Below are 18,289 nucleotides of genomic sequence, written 5' to 3'. Positions count from 1 at the left end.
ACCCCCCCCCCCCGCCACACTGCCCACACACGGTTTAGTGCTGATCGACCGCGATCACGGTCGGCACGATCATGGGGCGACGGCGGTACTTCTCCGCTACCCAGCGGCCCACCACGCGGCGCAGGTTCTGTGCGATGCGGTGGGTATCAGAGATGCCCTCCGCGGCGAGGTTGTTCAGTTCCTTCTCGACGACGGCGACCGCCTCGCGCAACGCCTTCGGGTCGTCGGAGAAGCCGCGACCAACGACCTGCGGGGTGCTGACGGCGCGGCCGGTCGTCCGGTCCACGACGACGGAGATCGAGATGAACCCGCCCTCCCCCAGAACCAGACGGTCCGACAGCGTGGACTCGCCCACATCGCCCACCGAGAGCCCATCGACGTACACCATGCCGACGGGGACCTGGCCGGTGATCGTCGCGACACCATCGACAAGGTCGACGACGACACCATCTTCAGCCAGCATGATCCGCTCCTCCGGGATACCGGTGGCGGCGGCCAGCGCGGCGTTGGCGCGCAGGTGGCGCCACTCGCCGTGCACGGGCATCGCGTTCTTCGGGCGCACCGCGTTGTAGAGGTAGAGCAGCTCGCCAGCGGAGGCGTGGCCGGAGACGTGGACCTTCGCATTCTGCTGGGTCACGACGGCGGCGCCGCGCTTGGAGAGCGCGTTGACGACGGCGAACACGGAGTTCTCATTGCCGGGGATCAGCGAGGATGCCAGGATCACCAGGTCGTCCGCACGGATGTTGATCTGACGGTGGTCGCCGCGGGCCATCCGGGAGAGCGCCGAGAAGGGCTCGCCCTGGGAGCCGGTGGAGACCAGCACGACCTTGTCGTCGCCCAAGCCTGCCGCGGTGTCGATGTCCACCTCGACGCCCGGAGGCATCTTCAGGTAGCCGAGGTCCTCGGCGATCGCCATGTTGCGCACCATGGAGCGGCCGACGAACACGACGCGGCGCTTGTAGCGGTGCGCGACATCCACGATCTGCTGGATGCGGTGCACATGGCTGGCGAACGACGCGACGATGACGCGCTGTGTCGCCTTGCCGATGACGTTGTCGAGGACCGCGCCGATCTCGCGCTCCGGCGTCACGAACCCGGGGACCTCGGCGTTGGTGGAGTCCACCAGGAACAGGTCGACGCCCTCGTCGCCCAAGCGGGAGAACCCACCGAGGTCGGTCAGCCGGCCGTCGAGGGGCAGCTGATCCAGCTTGATGTCGCCGGTGTGCAGCACGGTCCCGCCCGGGGTGCGGATGGCGATCGCCAGGGCGTCCGGGATGGAGTGGTTGACGGCGAAGTACTCGCACTCGAAGTTGCCGTGGGTGGTCTTCTCGCCCTCGGTGACCAGCACCAACTTCGGCTGCTGGCGGTGCTCGCGGCACTTGGCGGCGATCAGCGCGAGGGTGAACTGGGCGCCGATGATGGGGATGTCATCACGCAGACGCAGCAGGAACGGAATCGCGCCGATGTGGTCCTCATGCCCGTGCGTGAGGATCACCGCCTCGACGTCGTCCATCCGGTCCTCAATGTACGAGAAGTCCGGGAGGATCAGGTCCACACCGGGCTGCTGGTCCTCGGGGAAGAGCACGCCGCAGTCCACGATCAGCAGTTTTCCGCGGTACTCGAAGACCGTCATGTTGCGGCCGATTTCGCCGATGCCGCCCAGCGCCACGACCCGCAGGCCGTTCTTGGGCAGCTTCGGCGGGCTCCCGAGCCGCGCCATCGGCGCGGAGCTGGTCGCCGGTCCGGAGCCCTTCCGCGCATTATTCGACGGCCGTGATGGCCGCTGCCGACCCTTGCTACTACTCATTTATAAAACCCCTGCCGCACGCATGTCCGCCGCCAGCGCATCGATCTGCGCGGGCGTCGGAGCTATCTGAGGTAGTCGGGGATCGCCGACATCGATTCCTTGCAGCCGCAGCCCGGCTTTGGACGCCGTGACACCGCCGAGCGCGCTGACCGCGTGTACAAGCGGCAGCAGCGAGGCGTTGATCGCGCGCGCGGTGACTAGGTCACCGGCACGGACCGCGGAGTGAAGCTCACGCAGGCGGCCGGCCGCCAAATGCCCGATGACGCTGACAAAGCCGATGGCGCCAACAGAGAGCCACGGCAGGTTCAGGGGGTCATCGCCCGAGTAGAACTCGAGGGAAGTGTTCGCAATCAGGTCCGCGCCCGCGTTCAGGTCGCCCTTGGCGTCCTTCACCGCCAGGATCTGCGGGTGGTCCGCCAGCAGTCGTAGCGTCTCCGGCTCGATGGGGACCACTGAGCGGGGCGGGATGTCGTAGAGCATGACGGGCAGCGCGGTGGCGTCCGCCACCGCGATGAAGTGCTCGTAGAGGCCGCGCTGCGGTGGCCGCGAGTAGTACGGGGTGACAACGAGCAGTCCGTGCGCGCCCGCGTTGGCCGCGTCCCTCGCCAAATCCACGCTGTGGGCCGTGTCGTTGCTGCCAGCCCCGGCGATAATCCGGGCCCGGTCCCCCACCTCGGCCAGCACGGCCTCCATCAGCTGCAGCTTCTCGGCCTCGGTGGTGGTCGGGGACTCGCCCGTGGTGCCCGCGAGCACCAGACCGTCGCAACCGCTGTCCACCAGGTGCTTGGCCAACCGCACGCCCGCCTTCAGGTCCAGCGCGCCAGCATGGGTGAACGGAGTCACCATGGCGGTCAGGACCGTGCCGAACTGACGCTCGGCGGTGTTTGCAGTGTCAGCAGTGCTCATGGCTGACTACGCTACCTGTTGGCAACGGCCGATTGTCAGCCACACACCCGGATTGGCCCAGTCCGGCCTTCGGCGCGGCCGGCTCAGCCCTCGGTGACATACGTGCTCGTGGCGACCTCGGTGCCGTCGGCAAGCGTGGCGATGTCGAAATCGCCGAACACCGTGGGGGCCACCGCCATCAGCTGGCGCAGGCACTCGATGGCGAGTTGGCGCATCTCCACATCGGCGTGCTCGGTGGCCCGCATGGCGATGAAGTGCCGCCAGGTGCGCAGGTTCCCGGTGACGACGAGGCGAGTCTCCGTGGCGTTCGGCAGCACCGACCGCGCCGCCTGGCGCGCCTGCTTGCGCCGCAGGATCGCGTTGGGCACGTCCGCGAACTTCCGCTCGAGCGCGTCCAGGAGCTTCCCGTACGCGTCCCGGCTGGCCTCGGTGGCGTCGAGGAACAGCGCCTCGAGCTCTGGGTCCCCCACAATGGCAGGCGGCGGCACCACATTCGCGTCGTGCTCCGGAACATAGCGCTGGGACAGTTGGGAGAAGGAGAAGTGGCGGTGCCGGATCAATTCGTGGGTGCAGGACCGAGATAGCCCCGTGATGTAAAAACTGACGCTGGCGTGCTCGAACACGGACATATGCCCGACTTCGAGAATGTGCCGTAGATACCCCTCGTTGGTGGCAGTCCGCGGGTTCGGCTTGTCCCAGCTCTGGTAGCAGGCGCGACCTGCGAACTCCGCCAACGCCTCTCCGCCGTCGGCGTCTGTCGACCAGGGCACCTCCGGGGGGGTGAAGAACTCGGTCTTGGCGACCAGTTGCACGTCCAGTGGCACTGTCTTCGGCACAAATACTCCTCGTTGGCGATTGGGTCCCAGCCTAATGGCACGGGTTAGCGACGGTTTGCCAGTGTCGAACCCTGGCGCGGCGGGCTTCGTGATTCAATGCACCGAACGGATGATCCTCAGACCAGTTAGGGATATCAATGGCAACCCATGGCCAGGCAGACATCGAGATCAAGGCGACTCCGGCGGAGGTGATGGACGCGTTGGCGGCCATCGAGGACATGCCGAAGTGGTCGGGCCCGCACCGGAGCGCGACCGTTGAGTCCCGCCACGAGGACGGCCGGCCCAACCGCGTGCGCATGGTGATCTCGGTCGTCGGGGTGACGGATGAGCAGGTGGTCGAGTACACGTGGAACGGCAACGAGTCCGTCAAGTGGTCGCTGGTCGAGAGCACGCAGCAGAAGACGCAGGAGGGCGGCTATGTTCTCACGCCGACCGCCAATGGCACCAAGGCCGATTTCGACCTGACCATCGATCTGAAGATCCCGCTGCCCGGGTTCATCGTGAAGAAGGCTCAGAAGTCCGGCATCGAGGTGGCCACCAAGGGCCTCAAGAAGTGGATCGAGGGCGGCAAGTAGCCATCCGCATAAGTCAGCCCCCGACGGATATCGCCGGGGGCTTGCTTAAGCGAACTGCACGGCCACCGTCGCGCCGAGCTCCCAGCACGCCCCAAGGTCGTCCTTAGTGGGCTTGTTGGACGCGACGATATAATCCGCGGCCTTCGCCCAGCCGAGGCAGGTGGCGATGGCACCGACGGCACGCTCCGCCCCCTCCGTGCCCTCATTGCCGTGCAGGTACAGCCCGTACAGCCGGCCGCGCGTGGAGTCGAGGAATCTGGTAGTAGATCACGTCGAAGGCGTCTAATTGTGATCTAAACTCCTCTACTATGACCGTCCCGCTAAGAGCCCTCATCTACGTCCGCGTACCTAGCGACAATGCCAACGGGCGATCCGTCCAATCTCGAAACGGCAGCGGTCCAGTGACAGAAGGGTCAATACCCGCCGGATAGCCCCGCCGCGTTGGTCGTTGCTCACAACGTGGCGGTCCACGCAGTCGGTAGGAGGATGACTTTCGCCTCCCCAGACGCTGCTGCCCGCCGTCGGGAGGGAGCTGCTGTGTCCTCCATGTCGGCCTACTTGAGCAAGCAGATCGGGTGAGCGGCGTGGACGATGTGGCCGACGTGCGCAACCCAGGCTGTGTCGGTGCGGAAGTCCACCCAACGCAGCGTTCCGTCCAGCTACGGTAGGCGAGCCGTCGATCCCTCTTCGGCAGGCACTTATCCGACTCGTGGAGGCTGATCGCCGATGGGCAAGAAAAAACGGAAGGGTCCGCGCCCACAAAATACGCGCGCAAACCCTCGTGCGCGCGGCGCCGACGCCATGACCCATGAGCAGGCACAGGAGTTGCTGGGAACGCCGATGTTCCCAATCGTTTCTGGCCACGCTGGTTTAGCGGCGATGGACCGCCCGAAGCGCCTCGAGTTCCTGCGTCAGTTCAACCTCGCCTCGGCGTTGCAGCCCCTCGTCTCGATCCAGTCACAACTCGATGTCGCAGCCACAACTGACTGGACCGAAGGGGCAGTCGAGCGGCGGCTTCTGACCGAAGCAGACCCCAGTTGGGTCACTCTGCTTGATGACAAGGTGGGCCGGACACATCGTCTTATCCCACCACGCTCAATGACGCAGTTGATGCGCGAAGTGCTTGAACTCGGCCACACTGAGCCCGACGGTGGTGACATCTCGGTCGCAGCGGCTCTCGAACTCATCATGTCGATCACAACAGAGCAACTGGCTGATAGCAGCCCGCTCGATGCGGACCCAGATCCGGACCCAGCCGAATTGCAGAGGCTTATGGCTGAGATCGCCTCATACACCCCCGAGCAGAGCATTCTTGCCAACCGCGAATTGGCCCTCAGCGAACTCGCCAACCTTCAGAGCAATGCCCCGGTGAAGCTGGAGCTGATTCTTGCGTCGACATTCGACCTGTGGTTTCAGCCCTGGCCAGAGCGGGTCACGGATGCGCGTGTCGGCGATACCCCGGCTTCTGCATTTGAACTTGCTAACGGCGTTGCCCTCCTCGACGTCATGGTTGTGGGCCAGATTCTCACCGAGCGCGTGCTGGCCGGCAATTATGACAGCACCAGGGATGACCTTCTCGCCGATGGTGCAGTCGAAGAAGCCGTGGAATTCGTGTACGAAAATATGAGTTACACCATATCTGGATTCCGAACCCGTCTGGAAAAAGACCGCTCACGGGGGCCCGTTCTCGATCAGCGTTACGTTTTCACCGAGCGCCCGTTCGTCGCGCAGGAGAACGGGAACCTATCTGCCCTTCGCTACCAATGGGTCATCGACCGATTCTTCGGGGCGCAGCTCTATTGGCAGACCTTCTTCGCATTCGGGCGACCCACAAAAGGTTCTACTGCTGAGGCCTTCAGTCAAGCCATGAACTACGCGTTCGAACGGACTGTTGGTGACGCTCTCGAACAGATCGCTTCGCGTAGCCAGAAGATCACGAGGGTCGTGACCGAGCCCGAGATGCAGGAGGAATGGGCGGAACGTCGAGGCGCGCCACCATCGGTCTGCGATTTCGTGCTGGTTGCCGGACGTGCTTGCTTTTTGCTCGACGCCACCAACCACCACCTCGGTGCCAACCTGGCGCAGGGGATTGCATCAGTCGAAGAGTTCAACAAGGACATCGAAGAAGCCTTCGTTGCCAAAAAGTTCGAGCAGCTAGTAGCGACCGCAAAGAAGATTCGTGAGACTACGTCGTTCGGGATCGACGCCAACCCCGTCTTCTATCCGTTTGTCGTCGTGCCGGACAACGGGCTATCGAGCATCACATCGGTACAGTTTGACTGGAGACAACGTGCTGTCGAGCCTTTCAGAGACCTACAGGGTAGTACCAATGCGCCGGTTCCGATCAGCATCAGTGAACTATCGCTGATAGAGGGGCTAGCGGAGCGATACTCTCCGGGCCGTGACATCGCTGATTTCATCGGGTGGTGGCTGGCGCTCCCTATGCCGTTGTCGTTGAGGCAGTTAGTCGACAAGGCCAAGCTTCTAGCACCGATTCCTAAGCGGATGCTTCGGAACCAAGAGACTCTTACCAAAATGATCAGAGATCACCGAAACTCACCGCGCCGAGACAACCCGAGCCGCTCTCAGCCCTCCATGAGTTGAGCTGCGACCGTCGCGCCGAGGTTCCAGCACTGTTCGAGGTCCTCCTTGCTCGGCTTGCCTGACACCGCCACGTAATCAGCAGCCTTGACCCAGCCGAGTCCGGTGGTGATCGACGTGACCGCCTTCTCGGCTCCTTCGGTACCCTCGTTGCCGTGGAGGTAGAGCCCGAAGGGTCTCCCCCGAGTCGAGTCGAGAATCTGGTAGTACGAACAATCGAATGCGTGCTTGAGGGCACCGCTGACATATCCCAGGTTCGCCGGGCTCCCGAGGAGATAGCCGTCAGCCTCAAGGAAGTCCGAGGATGACACCGAGAGAGCTGCGCGGCGCACGACCTCCACGCCCTCGATCTCAGGATCAGTGGCACCGGAAATCACCGCCTCAAACATCGCCTGCGTATACGGCGACGGTGTGTGGTGGATGATCAGAAGTCGAGGCATCTATTCTTCCGTTCTCGTTGCGACGGGACTCTTACCTAGATGTGGCATCACGGCAGTTTCACACCAATATCCCTGCGGGCAAGGGCGATAAAAGCTGCGGATGTGGCATCCCGGCGCTTTGCGTTAGCCGTCGAATGCGATCCGCCTTCCCAAGACAAGAGGGACGCATCCGCGAGTTGAGACGCAGCATCGTACGAATCGCGTGGGGACATGAGTCCGATTGCGGCGATGCAGTCCTGGAGCTCGATGTTCGCCTGCCGCAGCTCCTCAAATGCTGCAACCTCGTTGGGGTCGTTATTCGAGAACTTGGTTACTGCTTGGTCGGTCCGGTGCACTGCGGCAAGGAATCGCGTGTAGACATCGCGCTGCGTCCTTCGTAACTCACGATCGCGTTCATCAGATCGCTGTTGATATGCGAGAATCCATTGTGCAAGGAAGGACAGAAGAGCGCCAACAGCGACACCCACGATCGTCCACAGTTGGGTGCTCACGCCGCTGACCTCCCCGTACAGGCAATAGGGGGGTTAGCTACAAAAGAATGCTTGAGCGCGCCGCTGATATAGCCGAGGTTGACGGGGCTGCCCAGCAGGTACCCGTCCGCCGCGAGGAAGTCGGACGCCGACACTGTCAGCGCGGCCCGACGGACCACCTCAACGCCCTCGATCTCGGGGTCGCTCGCGCCCGCCACCACCGCCTCGAACATCGCCTGGCAGTGCGGGGAGGGCGTGTGGTGGACGATGAGCAGCGTCTTGGCGGGCGCCACTAGCGCGCCGCTCGCTCCGCGGACTCCAGCGCCACCGCGCGACGCATGATCTCGCGTGCCCGGCTCCGGTCCCCCGCCACGTCGTAGGCGCGGGCGAGCTGGTAGTTGGTGCGCCAGCTGTCGGGGTCGGCCTCCCACTCCAGCTTGTACCGCGCGAACAGCTCGTCCGCCGCCTCGCGCTCCACCCGCCCGGACGGGCGCTTGGGCAGCTCGGAGATATCCATCGTGCGGCCCTCCTCGAAGATGCGGCGGGCCAGCCGGTCATGGTCAAACGTGGTGCGCAGCGTGCCGTAGATCAACCACACGCCGAGCAGCGGCAGGACCATCACCGCGATGCCCATCACCAGCAGCCCGATGTTGCCGTCGGTCATCAGGCTGATCGCCTGACGGCCCAGCACCACGAAGTAGACGGCCAGGGCCGCCACGATGATGCCGATCATCAGCTTGACCCTGCTCGCGCCCTGGGGGGCTGACGCGCTCACAGGTTCAGGAGCGGCTCGAGGCCGATGGTCAGGCCGGGGCGGGTCGCGGCGTTGCGCACGCCGAGCAGCACGCCGGGGGCGAAAGAGTTCCGGTCCATCGAGTCGTGCCGGATGGTCAGCGTCTCGCCCTGGGTGCCCAGCAGGACCTCCTGGTGCGCGACGAGGCCGGCCAGGCGGATCGAGTGCACCCGGACCCCCTCGACGTCGGCCCCACGCGCGCCGTCGAGCTCGACGGTGGTGGCGTCGGGCGAGGGTGCCAGACCCGACTCGCGGCGGGCCTGGGCCACCAGCGCGGCCGTGCGGTAGGCGGTGCCCGACGGGGCGTCCGCCTTGTGCGGGTGATGCAGCTCGATGATCTCGACGGAGTCGTAGTAGCGGGCCGCCTGCTGGGCGAACAGCATCGAGAGCACCGCGCCGATAGCGAAGTTCGGGGCGATCAGCACGCTGACCGCTGGCCGAGCCGCCAGCCACTCCCGGACCTGCGCCAGCCGGTCCTCGTCGAAGCCCGTGGTGCCGATAACAGCGTGGATGCCGTTCTCGATGAGGAACTCAAGATTGCCCATCACCACGTCCGGGTGGGTGAAGTCGATGACGACCTCGACCCCGGCGTCGACGAGGCCCTGCCGCGGATCCTCGCGGTCGAGGGCCGCGGCTAACTCAAGATCCGGGGCGGCCTCCACCGCCGCGCACATCGCCTGCCCCACTTTGCCGTCCGACCCCAACACACCTACGCGAATGCCCACGGATTCCTCTCTCGATCTACCACTTGACACCTGCTCACAAGAATACCGGCCCGGCTGGTCAGCTCACCATCGCGCGTAGCTCCGATGGCAGGTCCGCCACACCTTCATAGGGCCCGAGCACGACGCCGCCGAGCGGCTTGGCCAGCAACCGGGCCGCCATCGCGGACACGTCCTCCGACGTCACCGCCGCGATCCGATCCAGCGAGCCCGCGACGGAGCTGTGCCGGCCCAGGTTCAGCTCGCTCCCGCCAATGCGGTTCATCCGGGAGTTGGAGTCCTCCAGACCCAGCACCAGGCCCCCGCGCAGCGCGCCGCGGCTGCGGGCACACTCCTGCTCGGTGAGGCCGTTCTCGCGCACATCCTCGAGCACCGCCCGGATCTGCGCGGCGACCTCGCCGACGTTCTCCGGCTGGCAACCCGCGTACACGGAGAACGCGCCGGCGTCCGCGAAGGTGTCCACGCTCGAGTACACCGAGTACGCCAAGCCGCGTAGCTCGCGGATCTCTTGGAACAGCCGCGAGCTCAGGCCGCCGCCCACCGCGTGGTTGAGCACGGCCAGCGCCCAACGGCTCCCCGGATCGTGCCGGCCGAGGGTGCGTACGCCGAGGCTCAGGTGCACCTGCTCACCGTCATGCGGGCGCACCAGCACCTGCGGGCGGCCCGTGAACCTGGCCTTCCCGCCCCGGCATCGATCCGGCTCCACGCCGTCGGCGCCGGGACCGGTGATCGCATCCGCGAACGCGAGCCTTGTCAGCTCCACCACGACGTCGTGGTCGACGTTGCCGGCGACTGCGACGACCATGCGGCGAGGCTGGTAGCGGCGCTTGTGGAACGAGTGGATCTGGTTCCGGGTCATCGCCTCGATGGACTCGTCCGTGCCGATCACCGGCCGGCCCAGCGGGTGGTCGCCGAAGAGCGAGGTGGTCAGCAGGTCTGCGACCAGGTCCTCGGGATCGTCGTCGCGCATGGCGATCTCCTCGAGCACCACACCGCGCTCGAGCTCGACGTCATCGGTATCGCAGCGCCCGCGCAGCACGACGTCCGCCACGACGTCCACCGCCAGCGCCAGATCCTCGTCGAGCACGTGCGCGTAGAAGCACGTGTACTCCTTGGTGGTGAACGCGTTGAGCTCGCCGCCGATGGCATCGACCGACTCGGCGATGTCTGTGGCGGTGCGCGTCGGTGTCCGCTTGAACAGCAGGTGCTCGAGGAAGTGCGCGGCGCCGGCCACCGAGGCCGATTCGTCACGCGAGCCCACGCCGACCCACACGCCGACCGACGCCGAGCGCACCCCCGGCACATGCTCTGTGACGACGCGCAGTCCGCCCGGCAGCACTGTCCGCCGAACGCCCACAGGGGCTCCCTGGTCAATGACCGGGGAGCCCCTGTAGGACTGCGCGAAACTGCTACTCAGCGGACGCCTCGGCGTCTGCGGGAGCCTCTGCTTCGGCGGAGGCGTCCGCGCCGTCTTCGACGGGCACCAGGCTGATCTTGCCCCGGTTGTCGATGTCGGCGATCTCGACGCGGATCTTGGAGCCCACGTTCACGACGTCCTCGACCTTGCTGACGCGCTTGCCGTTGCCCAGCTTGGAGATGTGCACCAGCCCGTCGCGGCCCGGGAGCAGCGAGACGAACGCGCCGAAGGCAGTGGTCTTGACGACCGTGCCCAGGAAACGCTCGCCCACCTTCGGGAGTTGCGGGTTGGCGATGGCGTTGATCATGTCGATGGCGGCCTGCGCGGACGGGCCGTCCGTGGCGCCGACGAATACGGTGCCGTCATCCTCGATGGAGATGTTGGCGCCGGTCTGCTCGGTGATCGAGTTGATCATCTTGCCCTTCGGCCCGATCAGCTCGCCGATCTTGTCGATGGGAACCTTGATGGCCGTCACGCGCGGAGCGTAGGGGCTCATCTCATCCGGCGCGTCGATGGCCTCGGCCATGACCTCGAGGATCGTCAGACGCGCGTCCTTGGCCTGCGTCAGGGCGCCGGCCAGCACGTCGGAGGGGATGCCGTCGAGCTTGGTGTCCAACTGCAGCGCCGTGATGAAGTCCTTGGTGCCCGCGACCTTGAAGTCCATGTCGCCGAAGGCATCCTCGGCGCCGAGGATGTCGGTCAGCGCGACGAACTTCGTTTCGGACTCCCCGGCCTCGTTCTTCACCTGATCCGAGACCAGGCCCATGGCGATGCCAGCCACCGACGCACGCAACGGCACACCGGCATTGAGCAGCGACATGGTCGCGGCGCAGACGGAGCCCATCGACGTGGAGCCGTTGGAGCCCAGCGCCTCGGAGACCTGGCGGATGGCGTACGGGAACTCGTCCTGGCTCGGCAGCACGGGCAGGATGGCCCGCTCTGCGAGGGCGCCGTGGCCGATCTCGCGGCGCTTCGGGGAGCCGACGCGGCCGGTCTCGCCGACCGAGTAGGGCGGGAAGTTGTAGTGGTGCATGAACCGCTTGGACGTCTCCGGCCCGAGCGAGTCGATCTGCTGCGCCATCTTGACCATGTCGAGGGTGGTGACGCCCAGGATCTGGGTCTCGCCACGCTCGAACAGCGCGGAGCCATGGGTGCGCGGGATGAGCGCGACCTCGGCGGAGAGCGAGCGGATGTCGGCGATGCCGCGGCCGTCGATGCGGAAGTGGTCCTTGAGGATCCGCTGGCGCACGAGGCTCTTGGTCAGCGCGCGGAACGCGCCGCCGATCTCCTTCTCGCGGCCTTCGAAATCGCCGCCGATGGCCTCGAGGACCTCGGCCTTGATCTCGTCGGTGCGGTCATCGCGATCCTGCTTGCCCGCGATGGACAGCGCGTCGGAGAGCTTCGCGGTCGCCGCGGCCTCGACCGCGGTGTATGCGTCCGCCTGGTAGGCGGGGAACAGCGGGAAGTCGCCGGTGGGCTTGGCAGCGTTCGCGGCCAGCTCCTTCTGCGCCTCGCACAGCTGCGCGATGAACGGCTTGGCGGCCTCGAGGCCCTGCGTGACGACGGCCTCGGTGGGGGCCGTCGCGCCGGCGGCGATCTGGGCGATGACGGTGTCGCTCGCGCCCGCCTCGACCATCATGATCGCGACGTCGGCATCCTTGCCGGAGCCGGAGACGATCCGGCCGGCGACGACGAGGTTGAAGACGGAGTCCGCAAGCTGCGAGACGGTCGGGAACGCGACCCACTGGCCGGCCGGGTTCTCCAGCGACGTGATCAGCGAGACGCGCACAGCGCCGACGGGGCCGTTGAAGGGCAGGCCCGCGATCTGCGTGGAGGCGGACGCGGCGTTGATCGCGACGACGTCGTACTGGTCGTTCGGGTTCAGGCTCATCACCGTGACGACGACCTGGATCTCGTTGCGCAGGCCTTCGACGAAGGTCGGGCGCAGCGGGCGGTCGATCAGGCGGCAGGTGAGGATCGCGTCCGTGGAGGGGCGGCCCTCGCGACGGAAGAACGAGCCGGGGATGCGGCCCGCGGCGTACATGCGCTCCTCGACATCCACCGTCAGCGGGAAGAAGTCGAAGTGGTCCTTCGGGTGCTTGCCGGCCGTGGTGGCCGAGAGCAGCATGGTCTCCTCGTCGAGGTACGCGACCACGGCGCCAGCGGCCTGCTGGGCCAAGCGGCCGGTCTCGAAGCGGATGTTGCGGGTGCCGAAGGCACCGTTGTCGATGATGGCGGTGGCTTCGTGCACACCCTCATCCAAGTATTCGTTGTCTGACATAGATTCTCTTCTCGTCCTCTTTGTTGTCTTTTCCGACGTCAGCACCGGATGCGAGATCCTCGTGATCTGCATTGCCGTCGTGCGCCGCGGAGGTCGTCGATCGAAGCCATCGGATGCGCTCGTGAGGGCATTGCCGCGCCTGGACTCGTGTTCTTAAAAACCAAGAGTCCCAGAAACGCGTGGCCCCCCTACGCTCCGATAACCACCACCGAGGACCATCCGTTGCCGTTGTGCGACGTGGTGGTGTTCTTGGGGTTGTTACTCGGGCTGAGCTGTGGAGTTGTCGGGTCGGTATCTCAATTGGCCGACCCGATCATCGGGCTGGCCACATATTCCGGCTCGCCACGATGCACTGTCGACGATCGCCACGGGCCGTACTGTTCCGCGGCGAAGCGTCGATGGATTCGGCCGAGCCAAGCAAAACAGTACCATCAGGCCCCGCCTGCGGGCCCATACACGCGCTGAGGGACCCGTCACCAGATGGCGACGGGCCCCTCAGAACAGTCGTGCACGCGCAGTTCGCGCTGGTATCGCTAGCAAACTAGCGACGCAGTCCCAGACGCTCGATGAGCGAGCGGTAACGCGCGATCTCGACGTGCTGCAAGTACTTGAGCAGACGACGACGACGGCCGACCAGCAGCAGCAGGCCACGACGCGAGTGGTGGTCATGCTTGTGCATCTTCAGGTGCTCGGTGAGGTCCGTGATGCGCTTGGTCAGCATCGCGATCTGCGCCTCGGGCGAGCCCGTGTCGGTCTCGTGGAGGCCGTACTCCGAAAGGACCTGCTTCTTTTCTTCGGTGGTCAATGCCACTGGAGATTCTCCTGCTCATTGTGGTCCGCGCTCTGTGTATATCCACCGCCTGGACACCTGCCGGGGCAAAGATCTAGTCGGGAGATCGGTGCAGCCGCCGCGAACCACAGCCACACCGCTGACCCACTCTACCAGCCCCGGAAATCAGCCCTGAGCCGCGTCGCCCGCCGCTTTGTCCGCCGCCAGGACCTCGCGAACTTTCACGACGTCCGCGTCCATGGCGGTGATCAGCGCCTCCATGGAGTCGAACTTGACCATCCCCCGCAGCCGCTGCACGAAGTCCACCGCGACGTGCTGGCCATAGAGATCGGCGTCCGCGTCGAGCACGAACACCTCGACCGTGCGGGTCTGGCCGGAGAACGTCGGGTTGGTGCCCACCGAGACCGCGCCCGGATACGCCACCCCGGAGGTCAACGCCGCCTCGGGCGCCTCGTAGCCGAAGCGGGTGAACCAGGCGGCGTAGACGCCGTCAGCCGGGATCGCCGCGTGCACCGGAGAGTCCACGTTGGCGGTGGGATAGCCGAGGTCGCGGCCGCGGCGCTCGCCGCGGACGACGACGCCCTCCACCCGGTGCGGACGGCCCAGAGCCTGGCGTGCGGCCGCGACGTCGCCGGCCGCCACGCAGGAGCGGATATAGGTGGAGGAGACGGTCACCGCATCCTCCGCGAGCAGGCCCACCCCCTGCACGGTGAAGCCGAAGCGCTGGCCGAACTCGGTGAGCATCTTCAGGTCGCCGGCTGCCTTGTGCCCGAAGGTGAAGTTCGCGCCGACGACGACCTCCGCGACATGCAGCCGCTCCACGAGGATCTCGTGCACAAACCGCTCCGGCGCCAGCCGCGAGAGCTCCTGGTTGAAGGGCAGCACGCAGAACACGTCGACGCCCAACTCCCCCGCCAACTCCGCGCGCCGGGACAGCGAGCTGAGCTGCGCCGGATGGCTGCCTGCGCGGACCACCTCGGACGGGTGCGGGTCGAAGGTCACCAGGACCGACTTCACGCCCTTCGCCCGTGCGGACTGCACTGCGGCGAAGATCAGCTCTCGATGCCCCCGATGAATGCCGTCGAATACCCCGATCGTGGCGACACAGCGCCCCCAATCGGCCGGGATGTCATCTAGTCCTCGCCACTTCAGCACGGTTCGGATTCTACGTCGCGACCTGCGCACCGCGGCCCGTGGGGACACCCCGTCGTGGGAAAGTAGGTTAGCCGAGGCTATGGCTCTAGGCTTAGGGGTGATGTCCGACCAATCTGAGACCCCCGCCCCGGCCCCCGCCTTGACTACCGCAGCCCAGGATTACCTGAAGGTGATCTGGACCGCCAGCGAGTGGTCCGCGCAGCCCATGTCGTCAAAAGTCTTGGCAGACCGGCTGGGCCTGGCCCCCTCCACCGTCTCCGAGGCGGTGCGCCGCCTCGCCGACCAGGGCCTTGTGGATCATGTCCGCTACGGCGCGATCACCCTGACCGAGGCCGGCGTCGCCGCAGCGGTGGCGATGGTGCGCAGGCACCGTCTCATCGAGACCTTCCTGGTCCGCGAGCTCGACTACGGCTGGGACGAGGTGCATGACGAGGCTGAGGTCCTCGAGCACGCGGTCTCGGACCTGATGATCGCGCGGATCGACGCGAAGCTGGGCTATCCCAGCCGCGACCCGCACGGCGACCCGATCCCGTGCGCCGACGGGACGCTCCCGCAGATCGAGGGACAGCGCCTGGTGGAATTGGGTGCCGGCATGCGCGGGACCATTACCCGGATCTCGGACGAGCAGCCGGATCTGCTGCGCTACTTCGACGCGCTGGGCATCGCGCCCGATGTGGGGCTCGCAGTCCTGGAGCGGCGCGATTTCGCGGGCACCATCTCAGTGCGCGTGGCCGGGCAGGACCCCGACGCGCCGCCGGTGGAGCTGGGCCAGTCGGCCGCCGAGGCTATCTGGCTGATCGACCTGGTCGAGAGCTAGCCGGACTCGATCCCCGAGTTCGCCGCCGCTCTGCGGACCGGCCCCCGTTGCAGCGACGGCGCGCCTGGGAAGCCGCGGCGAACTCGCGAAGCCGGTGCCGATCCGGCCCTAGTCCCGCAGCGTGGCCGGCCGCACCACCAGCACGGAGGCGGCGCGGCGGCCCTCCTCCTTGAGCAGCGCGATGACGTTGCCCCCCGGATCCACCACGCCGTAGACGCCCTTGATACCCACCGTCTCGAGCCAACGCCCCTGGCTGATCGCCTCCGCCTCGTCCGCGCTGATATCGCGCAGCGGGAACGCGGTGCGCACCGCCTCGTCGATGGGCAGGTTGACCTCCGCGTGCTCCGCCAATTCGTCCAGCGTGCGGGCGCCGTCGAGGCCGAACGGCCCCACCCGGGTGCGCCGCAGCACGGTCAGGTGGCCGCCGACGCCGAGCGCCGCACCGATGTCGCGGGCCAGCGCCCGGATGTAGGTGCCCGACGAGCAGTCGACCTCCACGTCCAGGTCCAGGTACTCGCCCACCACACGGGTGCCGAGGACCTCGAAGCGGTCGACCATGACGTCCCGCGCCGGGATCACGACCTCCTCGCCGTCGCGCACCCTCTTATGCGCCCGCTGGCCGTCGATCTTGATGGCGGAGACCGTGGACGGGACCTGGGAGATCGAGCCGGTCAGCTTCGCGATCTCGGCCCGCCAGTCCTCCTCGGCGATCTCATGGGCCGGCGCACCGCCGGAGGCCTCGCCCTCCGCGTCGTCGGTGGTGGTCGACTGGCCCAACCGGATTGTCGCCGTATAGGACTTGGTCGTCAGGGCCAGCAGGCCAAGTAGCTTGGTGGCGCGCTCGATACCCAGGACCAGCACGCCCGTCGCCATCGGGTCGAGGGTGCCAGCGTGGCCCACGCGTCGGGTTTTGAACAGCTTGCGGCACCGCGCTACCACATCGTGGCTGGTCAGCCCGGCCGGTTTGTCGACGATGAGCAGCCCGGCGCCGATGAGGCCGGAGGGTGGTTTCTTTCCAGGTGCGGACACAGGGGCAAATTAGATCACGGCGATGGCCGTGACCACTAACCCGCCGCGCACCACCCAGCGGCCGTCGAACCCCGTGAGCTCGTCGCCCGCCAGGGTTCCGCCCGGCACCAGCAGCCGCGAATGGAACGTGCCGGCCGGGCTGTCGCCCTCGTGAACAAGGGAAAAGGTGATGTGCGCGTCCTCGAATCCGAGCCAGCGCTCGGTGAGCGGGTACCAGGCCTTATAGGTCGATTCCTTGGCGCTGAACAGGAGCCGGTCCCAGTGCACACCCCCCTCTCCTGGACCCGAACCGGAGCTCTCCCCCGACCCCGCCGCCGCCAACCACTCCCGCTCAGCCGGCAGGCTCACCGAGGAGAGGACGCCGTCGCTCGGCAGCGGCGCGTGCTGCTCGGCGTCGATACCCACCGAGCGCATCCCCATCGAGAACCCCACTGCCGCAGCGCGATACCCCTCGGTGTGGGTCATGCTCCCCACGATCCCGCGGGGCCATTGCGGCGCGCCCTTCTCGTCCTTGAGAATGCCCACGGGGTCCAGCCCCAGCCGCCCCATGGCCGCGCGGGCACAGTGGCGGGCGCTGGCGTACTCGCGCTGGCGCTTGTCGACGGCGCGCGCGATCTGGGCGCGCTCCTCGGGGAACAGGCCGAGATCCGCCGGATCGTGGAACAGCTCGGCGGACTCGACACCGGGCGGCAGGATCTCCCCAATCACGCCGAACCCCGCTTCGCCAGCCTGGCCCGCAGGCGCTCCATCTCCGCCTCTTGCTCCTCGCTGACGTGGAAGTGCCCGCCCCACTTGTTCAGCGCGCCGGGCGGGTAGACCGGGGCCGGCAGGATCTGCCGCAGGACCGGCTCCGGCAGCCCACGCTGGCGCCACTCCCGCGGGTAGCCGACGGAGACCTCCTCGAAGCGGACGCCGTCGTAGTAGGTGGTGCGCGGGATGTGCAGGTGCCCGTAGACGGCGCAGACCGCCCGGTAGCGCACGTGCCAGGCCGCGGTGGCATCGGTGCCGCACCACATCGCGAACTCGGGGTGGATGAGCACCCGCGTGGGCTCACGCACCAGCGGGAAGTGGTTCACCAGGACCGTCGGCAGCGAGCGGTCGAGGGCGTCGAGGCGGGTCCTGGTCTCTTTCACCCGCGCCCGGCACCAGGCCTCACGGCTGCCGTAGGGCTGGGGCGAGAGCAAGAACTCGTCGGTGGCGACGACGCCGCTCTCCCGGCCGATCTCCAGACCTGCGGCCTTGTCCGCGGCGCCGTCGGGCAGCCAGGAGTAGTCGTAGAGCAGGAACATGGGGACGATCACGGCAGGCCCGCCGTCGCCCTCCCACACCGGATACGGGTCCTCGGGGGTGACGACGCCGATCTCCCGGCACATCTCCACCAAGTAGTCGTAGAGCTCGACGCCGTGCAGCTGCACCGGGTCCTTCACGGTCGTCCACAGCTCGTGATTGCCGGGCACCCAGATGACCTTCGCGAACCGCTTGGCCAGCAGTTCCAGGCTCGTCCGGATCTCTTCGGTGCGCTCGGCGACGTCGCCCGCCACGATCAGCCAGTCGTCCGGGCCCTCCCGCCGCAGCCCCTCGATGACGGGCAGGTTGCCGCGGTGCCCCACGTGCAGGTCGCTGACCGCGAATAACTTTGCCACCAGTACT

At 66.8% G+C, this 18,289-nt stretch carries 17 protein-coding genes and 2 pseudogenes; 3 read left to right on the top strand and 16 right to left on the bottom strand.

The annotated features are described in order from the left end of the window. Positions 1-34: 34 nt before the first annotated feature. The 3 genes from TBIF_RS21325 to thyX all read right to left on the bottom strand — a co-directional run bounded on the left by TBIF_RS21325 (position 35) and on the right by thyX (position 3,549). Complete coding sequence (locus TBIF_RS21325) at positions 35-1,807, bottom strand: ribonuclease J (RefSeq protein WP_084611831.1); 1,773 nt, start codon at positions 1,805-1,807, stop codon at positions 35-37. Continuing rightward, complete coding sequence (dapA, locus tag TBIF_RS21320; protein WP_024796767.1) at positions 1,808-2,713, bottom strand: 4-hydroxy-tetrahydrodipicolinate synthase; 906 nt, start codon at positions 2,711-2,713, stop codon at positions 1,808-1,810. An 83-nt stretch (positions 2,714-2,796) separates the two neighbouring features. Continuing rightward, entirely contained in the window at positions 2,797-3,549 is a 753-nt protein-coding gene (gene thyX, locus TBIF_RS21315) for an FAD-dependent thymidylate synthase (RefSeq protein ID WP_024796766.1), read from the bottom strand. Positions 3,550-3,686: 137 nt separating this feature from the next. Here thyX and TBIF_RS21310 point away from each other — a divergent pair, with 137 nt between their 5' ends. Further along, complete coding sequence (locus TBIF_RS21310; protein WP_024796765.1) at positions 3,687-4,124, top strand: SRPBCC family protein; 438 nt, start codon at positions 3,687-3,689, stop codon at positions 4,122-4,124. A 45-nt stretch (positions 4,125-4,169) separates the two neighbouring features. On the opposite strand, the pseudogene TBIF_RS26365 reads toward TBIF_RS21310, so the two are convergent. Continuing rightward, positions 4,170-4,404: pseudogene (locus TBIF_RS26365) on the bottom strand (flavodoxin family protein); the annotation flags it as partial. Between the two features lie 446 nt (positions 4,405-4,850). On the opposite strand from TBIF_RS26365, the gene TBIF_RS21305 reads away from it, so the two are divergent. Continuing rightward, complete coding sequence (locus TBIF_RS21305) at positions 4,851-6,728, top strand: hypothetical protein (protein ID WP_148302358.1); 1,878 nt, start codon at positions 4,851-4,853, stop codon at positions 6,726-6,728. Here TBIF_RS21305 and TBIF_RS21300 read toward each other — a convergent pair. From TBIF_RS21300 to TBIF_RS21265, 9 genes and pseudogenes are all read right to left on the bottom strand, one after another. Then, a complete protein-coding gene (locus TBIF_RS21300) occupies positions 6,710-7,165 on the bottom strand; it encodes a flavodoxin family protein (protein WP_024796763.1) in 456 nt (151 codons plus the stop codon). The genes TBIF_RS21305 and TBIF_RS21300 overlap by 19 nt on opposite strands. A 47-nt stretch (positions 7,166-7,212) precedes the next feature. Continuing rightward, positions 7,213-7,656, bottom strand: a complete 444-nt coding sequence (locus TBIF_RS25530; RefSeq protein WP_148302357.1) for a hypothetical protein — start codon at positions 7,654-7,656, stop codon at positions 7,213-7,215. A 41-nt stretch (positions 7,657-7,697) separates the two neighbouring features. Continuing rightward, positions 7,698-7,868 (bottom strand): annotated as a pseudogene (locus TBIF_RS21295) (flavodoxin family protein); the annotation flags it as partial. Between the two features lie 59 nt (positions 7,869-7,927). After that, positions 7,928-8,410, bottom strand: a complete 483-nt coding sequence (locus tag TBIF_RS21290; protein ID WP_024796761.1) for a hypothetical protein — start codon at positions 8,408-8,410, stop codon at positions 7,928-7,930. Then, positions 8,407-9,153, bottom strand: coding sequence for a 4-hydroxy-tetrahydrodipicolinate reductase (gene dapB, locus TBIF_RS21285; RefSeq protein WP_024796760.1), 747 nt, complete (start codon positions 9,151-9,153; stop codon positions 8,407-8,409). Before dapB ends, TBIF_RS21290 begins: the two co-directional genes overlap by 4 nt. Positions 9,154-9,211: 58 nt before the next feature. Then, on the bottom strand, positions 9,212-10,567 hold the full coding sequence (locus TBIF_RS21280) for a M16 family metallopeptidase (RefSeq protein WP_038172216.1): 1,356 nt from the start codon (positions 10,565-10,567) through the stop codon (positions 9,212-9,214). Next, positions 10,560-12,848 (bottom strand): polyribonucleotide nucleotidyltransferase, encoded by a 2,289-nt coding sequence (locus TBIF_RS21275; RefSeq protein ID WP_024796758.1) that lies wholly within the window; start codon positions 12,846-12,848, stop codon positions 10,560-10,562. The genes TBIF_RS21280 and TBIF_RS21275 overlap by 8 nt, the downstream gene beginning before the upstream one ends. A gap of 541 nt (positions 12,849-13,389) precedes the next feature. Beyond that, positions 13,390-13,659, bottom strand: a complete 270-nt coding sequence (gene rpsO, locus TBIF_RS21270) for a 30S ribosomal protein S15 (protein ID WP_024796757.1) — start codon at positions 13,657-13,659, stop codon at positions 13,390-13,392. A gap of 144 nt (positions 13,660-13,803) precedes the next feature. Further along, complete coding sequence (locus tag TBIF_RS21265) at positions 13,804-14,793, bottom strand: bifunctional riboflavin kinase/FAD synthetase (protein WP_024796756.1); 990 nt, start codon at positions 14,791-14,793, stop codon at positions 13,804-13,806. A 100-nt stretch (positions 14,794-14,893) separates the two neighbouring features. Here TBIF_RS21265 and TBIF_RS21260 point away from each other — a divergent pair, with 100 nt between their 5' ends. Next, the gene (locus TBIF_RS21260) at positions 14,894-15,610 is read left to right on the top strand and encodes a metal-dependent transcriptional regulator (RefSeq protein WP_024796755.1); all 717 of its coding nucleotides are present in this window, start codon (positions 14,894-14,896) and stop codon (positions 15,608-15,610) included. Between the two features lie 108 nt (positions 15,611-15,718). Here the strand turns inward: TBIF_RS21260 and truB are convergent, their stop codons facing one another. From truB to TBIF_RS21245, 3 genes are read right to left on the bottom strand one after another with little or no spacing between them, the layout of a single operon-like run. Next, positions 15,719-16,639, bottom strand: a complete 921-nt coding sequence (gene truB / locus TBIF_RS21255) for a tRNA pseudouridine(55) synthase TruB (RefSeq protein WP_024796754.1) — start codon at positions 16,637-16,639, stop codon at positions 15,719-15,721. 9 nt (positions 16,640-16,648) lie between these two features. Then, positions 16,649-17,347, bottom strand: coding sequence for a 4'-phosphopantetheinyl transferase family protein (locus TBIF_RS21250; protein WP_024796753.1), 699 nt, complete (start codon positions 17,345-17,347; stop codon positions 16,649-16,651). After that, entirely contained in the window at positions 17,344-18,285 is a 942-nt protein-coding gene (locus tag TBIF_RS21245) for a metallophosphoesterase family protein (RefSeq protein WP_024796752.1), read from the bottom strand. Before TBIF_RS21245 ends, TBIF_RS21250 begins: the two co-directional genes overlap by 4 nt. Between the last annotated feature and the right edge of the window lie 4 nt (positions 18,286-18,289).

This window comes from Tomitella biformata AHU 1821 (genome assembly GCF_000524475.1).
In the GTDB taxonomy this organism is placed as follows: Bacteria; Actinomycetota; Actinomycetes; order Mycobacteriales; family Mycobacteriaceae; genus Tomitella; species Tomitella biformata.
Note: the sequence above shows the minus strand (reverse complement) of the source record. Positions and strands in the feature narration are given on the sequence as shown.

Coding starts and splice junctions, on each gene's coding strand:
- TBIF_RS21325 (WP_084611831.1), bottom strand. CDS start 1,807: ATGAGTAGTAGCAAGGGTCGGCAGCGGCCATCACGGCCGTCGAATAAT.
- dapA (WP_024796767.1), bottom strand. CDS start 2,713: ATGAGCACTGCTGACACTGCAAACACCGCCGAGCGTCAGTTCGGCACG.
- TBIF_RS21310 (WP_024796765.1), top strand. CDS start 3,687: ATGGCAACCCATGGCCAGGCAGACATCGAGATCAAGGCGACTCCGGCG.
- TBIF_RS21305 (WP_148302358.1), top strand. CDS start 4,851: ATGGGCAAGAAAAAACGGAAGGGTCCGCGCCCACAAAATACGCGCGCA.
- TBIF_RS21300 (WP_024796763.1), bottom strand. CDS start 7,165: ATGCCTCGACTTCTGATCATCCACCACACACCGTCGCCGTATACGCAG.
- TBIF_RS21275 (WP_024796758.1), bottom strand. CDS start 12,848: ATGTCAGACAACGAATACTTGGATGAGGGTGTGCACGAAGCCACCGCC.
- TBIF_RS21260 (WP_024796755.1), top strand. CDS start 14,894: ATGTCCGACCAATCTGAGACCCCCGCCCCGGCCCCCGCCTTGACTACC.